Origin of the sequence: Bradyrhizobium sp. 76, assembly GCF_023073025.1 — a bacterium.
In the GTDB taxonomy this organism is placed as follows: Bacteria; Pseudomonadota; Alphaproteobacteria; order Rhizobiales; family Xanthobacteraceae; genus Bradyrhizobium.
Genome location: NZ_JADPIS010000083.1, coordinates 1 through 6,284 on the forward strand (window position 1 = coordinate 1; position 6,284 = coordinate 6,284).

4 protein-coding genes are annotated in these 6,284 nt (G+C 58.0%); 2 read left to right on the forward strand and 2 right to left on the reverse strand.

All coding sequences use genetic code 11. The annotated features are described in order from the left end of the window. Positions 1 to 396 (reverse strand): transposase (locus IVB48_RS16435; RefSeq protein WP_247400904.1); only part of this gene is annotated, 396 nt, incomplete at its 3' end. 731 nt (positions 397 to 1,127) lie between these two features. Then, positions 1,128 to 1,805, reverse strand: coding sequence for an RraA family protein (locus IVB48_RS16440; RefSeq protein WP_247400906.1), 678 nt, complete (start codon positions 1,803 to 1,805; stop codon positions 1,128 to 1,130). 2,432 nt (positions 1,806 to 4,237) lie between these two features. On the opposite strand from IVB48_RS16440, the gene IVB48_RS16445 reads away from it, so the two are divergent. Beyond that, the gene (locus IVB48_RS16445) at positions 4,238 to 5,215 is read left to right on the forward strand and encodes a glyoxylate/hydroxypyruvate reductase A (protein WP_247400907.1); all 978 of its coding nucleotides are present in this window, start codon (positions 4,238 to 4,240) and stop codon (positions 5,213 to 5,215) included. 812 nt (positions 5,216 to 6,027) lie between these two features. Further along, entirely contained in the window at positions 6,028 to 6,264 is a 237-nt protein-coding gene (locus IVB48_RS16450; RefSeq protein WP_247400910.1) for a hypothetical protein, read from the forward strand. The last annotated feature ends 20 nt before the right edge of the window (positions 6,265 to 6,284 follow it).

A 6,284-nucleotide genomic window follows, 5' to 3' on the forward strand; every position in this document is an offset into this window, starting at 1 on the left:
CTCCGAGAAGTCGCCCGTCGAGATCCCCTTCAGGTAAAGGATCGGCAGCAGCGTCTCGATCGACTTCGAACGGCGCATGTAGGGCGGCAGGATCGCCGGCGCGAACCGGATGCGGCCAGGATCGGCGGCGGCGGCCTCGCGATCGCGTACCCGCGGCTGGCGGACGGCGACCGCACCGATACCGGTCATCACCTCGCGCTCCGGCAGGTGGCCGTGGCGGACGACGCGCTGGTGGCCGTCCGCGGTCTTCAAATCGGCATGCTGGCCGAGAAAGTCTGCGACCTCGGCTTCGACCGCCTTGGCGAGAAGGGCACGTGCCCCGCTGCGCAAGACTTCTGTGAGTTGGTCGTCGAAGATTCCTGGCTGAATCAGCTGGATGACGTTATCGTTGGACACGGCATATCGCTCCTTCGGTGGAGAAGTGGAGGCGTCAAGCACCCCCACGATATGCCGCCTTTCCGATTCCCATCGTCACCAACTTTGGGCGATAGCTCCGGGAACTGGGGACCGCTGTGGCGACAGTCTTGCGACGGTCCCTCCGGCAGCTTGCAGCAATTGTGCGACACGCGCAACAGATCCCGGCGAGTGACAGGCCAAGGGAAGACTCCGCCAGAGCCGGCCGATCAGGCAGGATGCAAAGGCTTTGAGGTCCGCCTGCATAACCTCAGCCGCTCCCGAATGCTTCCGATGCCATCGGATTAGGGTCCCAGCGCGTTCCAGAAGTGTTGACGAGGATTGCAGGCTACAGCTTTACGTAGCGTCTCAGGAATCACAGAATCCAACGACTGTAGCTGCTGCGCCTAGGAGGTTCAAAAAATCCCGGCCGATGAAGCTTATAGATGAGGTTTACAGGAGGCATCCCTTCGAGCGGCGGCTTTAGCTCTCGCACCAAAATCACCGCTTCTCCTCCCGCTCTCGAGGACCAAAAGCGAACCTGATGGAGCCGATCGTCGGTTGCATCGATGAGGGCATATGCCTCGTCCAGCTACCGCATGAAGTCGTGAAGTCCCGTGGCGATCATTCTTGGAATCGTCGATATCGACGGCCCCTCCCGAGCATAAACACGCCTCCGCGTAGGACGAGCTCAGCCGGCTGAATCACCTTGACGTCATCTCGATGAAAAACGATCAAGGCTGAGTACCGATAAATTCACACCCTTTCTCCTTAAGGACCTCGTCTACCCACGACCCGTCCCACGGAATTTCTTCCCTGAGTTTCGCCTCTCGAGCTAGAACATGCTTGACTTTCCCGAGAACATCTTCGCCATCATGCGGGTTGACTATCACCACGCCATCCTCGTCGCCGACGACGATATCGCCTGGTTTCACCGTCACACCACCACACGAGATAGGAACGTTGACCTCGCCAGGCCCGTCTTTGTATGGCCCTCTTGGCGTAATCCCAGCAGCATAGACCGGAAATGTCATATTCCGGATGGCGCCGACGTCGCGGACCGCGCCATCGACGATTAACCCCGCAAGTTTACGGTGCTGCATCCACGTCACTATCAGCTCGCCGGCATTCGCGTTGTCGGTTGCTCCTTGCGCATCGACAACGATCACATCGCCGGGGTTGGCTAGGTTCATTGCCTTTTGCATCACCAGACTGTCCCCGGGACGCGTTTTGACCGTAACAGCGACTCCGAGCAACGGAGCGCGATTCAGCGGCTTAATTCTTCCGCTGATACAAGATGCCCTATTCATGCTATCGGCAATGCTCGCGACAGCAATACCACCAAATCGTTCCACGAGGGACGGATCAGGTCTGTCGACGTTGAGGTAAACGCGAAATCCAGTGTTGGACATCAGCTTTTCTCCAAGTTAGGTTTGTTTGCGGTAGTTTCTGGATCACATCTCAGCGCTTCTACGGCCACGTCTTTCAGGGTCGCGTTGGGTCGAAGCTCATGACCGCCCCGGCATCTCCAGGTAATCTCTTTGAAATCGACGGATGTGACTGCATCCGGTAATCCATGCCCACTGGCTCAGATCTCGCAACAACTCTTCCGAAGAATGTTCTTTGGCCAATTCAATCTCGCCTCTATACCACACCAGGCCAGCCATAGCCGTCGGCGCTATCGGCACATCGGAGGTTTGGCCGAAGATAGAGACAGAGTGCGTGCGAGCGCCACCACTTTGAGTCAGCAGTTGCGGTCTGATCCGCACTGCAAAGGCATGCCGGTTCGTTCGGAGGCCATTCTCATCCTCGGTGCGCCTGTCAATGTATTCGAAAGAGCTGTGTGGGAGCCGGCACCTGGTGAGCTCCCGAAGCTCCCCATAGTTCAGAGAGTGGTTCATGTCGCAATCTCCGCAACTGGGCACCGCACAGGGTTCGAGGCAACGCCTGGGTCTGTCCTGCTCGCCAGCTCAACAACCTGTAGGGTTCTCATTGATTCTCTTTCGTCAGTGCAGATGCGCGAACTCAGGTACGATGCTTTTGATTGAACGAATACTAGCGGGCTCGCGTCAGTTTCCAAGCGCTGCGTTCAGGTTCATGAGCGTCCCCGTAGTGCAGCGCCGAACGCCGCTTTTCCCGCTCGGCGATAACGGCCTGTAACGGGGTGAAGAGCCCAGCGCCATTTGACTTCGCCGGCTTTGCGCGTGGAGCCGAGAAGAGGATTCTCCGTCTTTGCAAGTGTCTGAAGCGAATAGCCGGCGAGTGCGACCAGCAGGACCAGCAAAGAAAGTTTTCGTGTCACATGCATCTCACTTGCGGCTTCAAAAATTGTTCTTGATGTCGGCTCCATCAGCCGACTGACTCGCCCGACCGCAGAGCATGGATCAACTTGCGATGGGCGGTAGTGCATTAGCAAAAACCATGCCTTAGCAAACTCGAGGCAAATGAGTGGACCGCAAGCGCGGGGCTAACTTGAGAGAGCCCGAAAACCAGGGTGGTGTTTAAAACTGTCCGACACTAGACCCCGCTAATGTACGGAACCTGCCAAGCGGTTGCGGACGTGACATTAGGCCGACAAAACAGAGACCGATTCGTTCGGTTTCGTTGGCCGAATCGTAGTTCGCACTCAAGCGTTAGGGCGCCAGAATGGGAAGCGCTTTCCTTCACGCGAGACGGTGAGCTCAGCATCGACCGGACCAGATGCTACCAACGTACAAAGCACGGTAAAAGCTCGGATCGGAAACCGATAGCGGGTGCAACACTGATTATTCGGGCGCTTTCAACGTCTGGTTCGCTCCTCGAATGAATCGAATTCAGCATTACAGATGGCGCACGAGGTCGAGATCAGCAATCCTGTCAGAAGATCCGAAACCGTATCCCGTATCGGCCCCGCCGCCGAGGGGGGCATCACGAGCGGACCTCGATCCTGCTGCTCGGTGGCTTGGGCTGTGGAAGCACTACGCGATTTTGCGACATCAAACCGACACACGACGGAGCGGTTGCGCTTGTGGAGGACGGACGGCCTGTCTTTTGTGTCGAGCAGAAGAAGCGGGCAAACAATCGGCGTTAGAGAATGGATCATCCCGATGCATTGTCATTGCTTTGACGGAGCACGGTCTGAATCCGTGGGATATTGATCAGTTCGTCACGGCGGGCCGGGAATTCGAATCGAAGTTCCAGCTCCTCCGTGGCGCGCACCTATCACTATCAAAGGGCCCTACGGGAGGCCCATGCGGACGGTCTCCTCACTTCGAGAGACGGCTTTAGCCTGTTGCTCGAAAGGCAGGCTCTTCCCTTGTACAACCTGTCCGCACGCCGGGCCACGTGGCCTCGGCATACCGCACCAGCCGTTTGCCAAAGCGGGACAATCGCCTTCTCCCTGGTGTGGGACGGCAGGAGTTTTCCACCTTTTTCTTTGTAGGACTGCGCGGCGCTCGGTTCCTCGAGTGCTTTTTCTCCTGTGGGAGGGGTGCCGCGGGCCACCACTTCGGACCTCATTAGAAACGCGAATGGGGCGCGATGAAGGTAATTATGGCCTACCGAATGCGAGAGGAGCTGCCGCCCCAAGCCGACGGATAGGCAGCAGCAGGGCTTCACTATCCACCGGTTCAGGGTCGAATCTCGATATGCCATCGTGCGTCGCTCGGGCGGGTCACGGTTCGTGTTGCACCTATCCACTAGCGGCAATTTACAGTTCTAAGGACTCATCTAGCGACGACCATTCGAGCCGATTTTCTAGATGTGGGTGCGCTTGAGAGATAATACATGCAATCGGCATGCGACTTGCTTGCGTATCGCGCAGATCAAGCTGTTCGGCGATTGGGCTAAATCGAGGAGGATCTTCATGGCAGTCGAGAACACCGCGGTCGAGCGTCAGGACAAGGAGCGGCTGCGGTGCGTGCTCCTCTCGAAAAGACGAGATTTACGGCTCTATCTTGGCGCAGAGATTTCGCGCATTGCCGATCAGATCGAAGTGATCGATCATGGAGATAATCGTGACACCGATGTTCGCCTCGGGATGGCGTGGCATCCACCGGATGATGCGTTTTCCTATTACCCCAATTTGCAGGTTGTGTGTACTATCGGTGCTGGCGTTGACCACGTTGTCGGCTGTCCGAGTCTCAAGCCTGAGATCGATGTAGTGCGGGTCGTGGATCCCAGACAGGCGCAGATGATGTCAGGCGTTGTCGTCTGGCACGTAATCGGTCATCAGCGCGGCTTTGCTAGGTATCGCGCGCAACAGCACGATCGTGCCTGGGAGCAAGGTCAGCTTCGTCGTGCCGAAAGCGTGCCGATCGGCATTCTGGGCCATGGCAAGATCGGGTCCAAGATCGCTGCCGACCTCACATACCTCGGGTTTCCCGTGATGTGCTGGAGCCGGACGCCGAAATCGATATCCGGTGCGGCTCGGAGCCACTATGGTCCTGTCGGACTTGCCGCGATGCTCAAAGAGACCGAGGTACTGGTCAACGTCCTGCCACTTACGCCGGAGACCCGCGGCATTCTCGATGCGCAAGTGTTTGCAAAAATGCAACGCGGCGGTTACTTAGTTCAGATCGGCCGCGGTGAACACTTGGTGGAAGGGGACTTGCTTGCGGCGCTCGAGACCGGGCAGCTGGCGGGCGCGGCGCTCGACGTGTTCGCAACTGAACCATTGCCGCCGATCCATCCGTTTTGGGACCATCCCAAAATCACGGTTACACCGCACGTCGCGGGCGACATCAGCGTGCGCGCGGTTGCGACCACGCTGATTGCTGCCGCCAATGCGATCCGCGGCGGCCGCCGGCCGCTACATGCCATCGACCGCACCCGCGGCTATTAGATAATGGCGCAGGCCCTTCAGCAAGCAGCGTCGGCCGGAACGTTGCCTGGCCACGATCGAGCCACTTAGACGGTCGGCCCTAATCTTACTGAACAGAGTGTCGCGCTCCTTGTCGACGAGAATCATATACTTGAGAAGACTCACTTTTCAGCATGGGGAGGCTGGGATGGCTTTGACAAAATCGGGGGACGTAGTCACGCTTCAACCTCATCAGAAATAACGCCGATTGCATTGGTACTTTACGGACTGCAAGTAGAGGCGTTGGTACATGGAGGCTCAAATACCGCAGCACTTTGCAGTCGACAGAGCTGGTCCCGCTTGTCTGAACAGACTTTCCGCGTCGATAAGTGGAGCCTCTGCCGAGATTAGGCCGCCACGCGGAGCGGCGGAAGGTTGAAGTAGGCTTGATCCGGGGTCATGTCGTCAAGGCTCGAATGGGGCCTTCGTGCGTTGTACAACAAGGTTTGAGAACGCCCACAGGACCGTTCTTCGCGAGGTTCTTTATCGGCATCATCCCTGGTTTGGTCGCCGAGTTTGCGTTCATGGGGCCGTCGACAAGGCCGGTGATATCGTTTTTCGCTGCACGCTCGACGGGTCGCAAGCAGATCGTTGGCTTGAAGTACCGGCATGGATGTTCGACCGGACGGTATGCCCTGACCCCGAGCTTTTGACAGCTCAGCCGTTTGTCAGCATTGACGCACTTGCAGCGCTTTCTGCGCTTCTCGATCTGGCGTTGAAGGATCGAACGCCATCAGCTGCCCTGCTTTCTGGCGCACCCAGAGCCTCCCACGACCAGAATCGGGGAGAGACCGATGCCACGACAGACGGCAATGCCAGGGAACGGATACCAACACAATCGACAACCACGGCCGCAGCAGATGGATCTGTTCGGGAGCGGCCTGCCGAACGGCGCCCTCGGCGCACCCGCATGGCTGGAACTGCCGGCGGAGGCCCGGGCAGCTCTCATGAGCCTGATGACGCAGTTGATCCTCGATCATGCCGCGACGACAGCGACGCCGCGCGCGAAGGAGGTCGATCATGATCTCTGACAAGGTCAGGCCTCATCATC

Excerpts from the sequence above, each read along its gene's own strand:
- IVB48_RS16440 (WP_247400906.1), bottom strand. The coding sequence starts at position 1,805 with ATGTCCAACACTGGATTTCGCGTTTACCTCAACGTCGACAGACCTGAT.
- IVB48_RS16445 (WP_247400907.1), top strand. The coding sequence starts at position 4,238 with ATGGCAGTCGAGAACACCGCGGTCGAGCGTCAGGACAAGGAGCGGCTG.
- IVB48_RS16450 (WP_247400910.1), top strand. The coding sequence starts at position 6,028 with ATGCCACGACAGACGGCAATGCCAGGGAACGGATACCAACACAATCGA.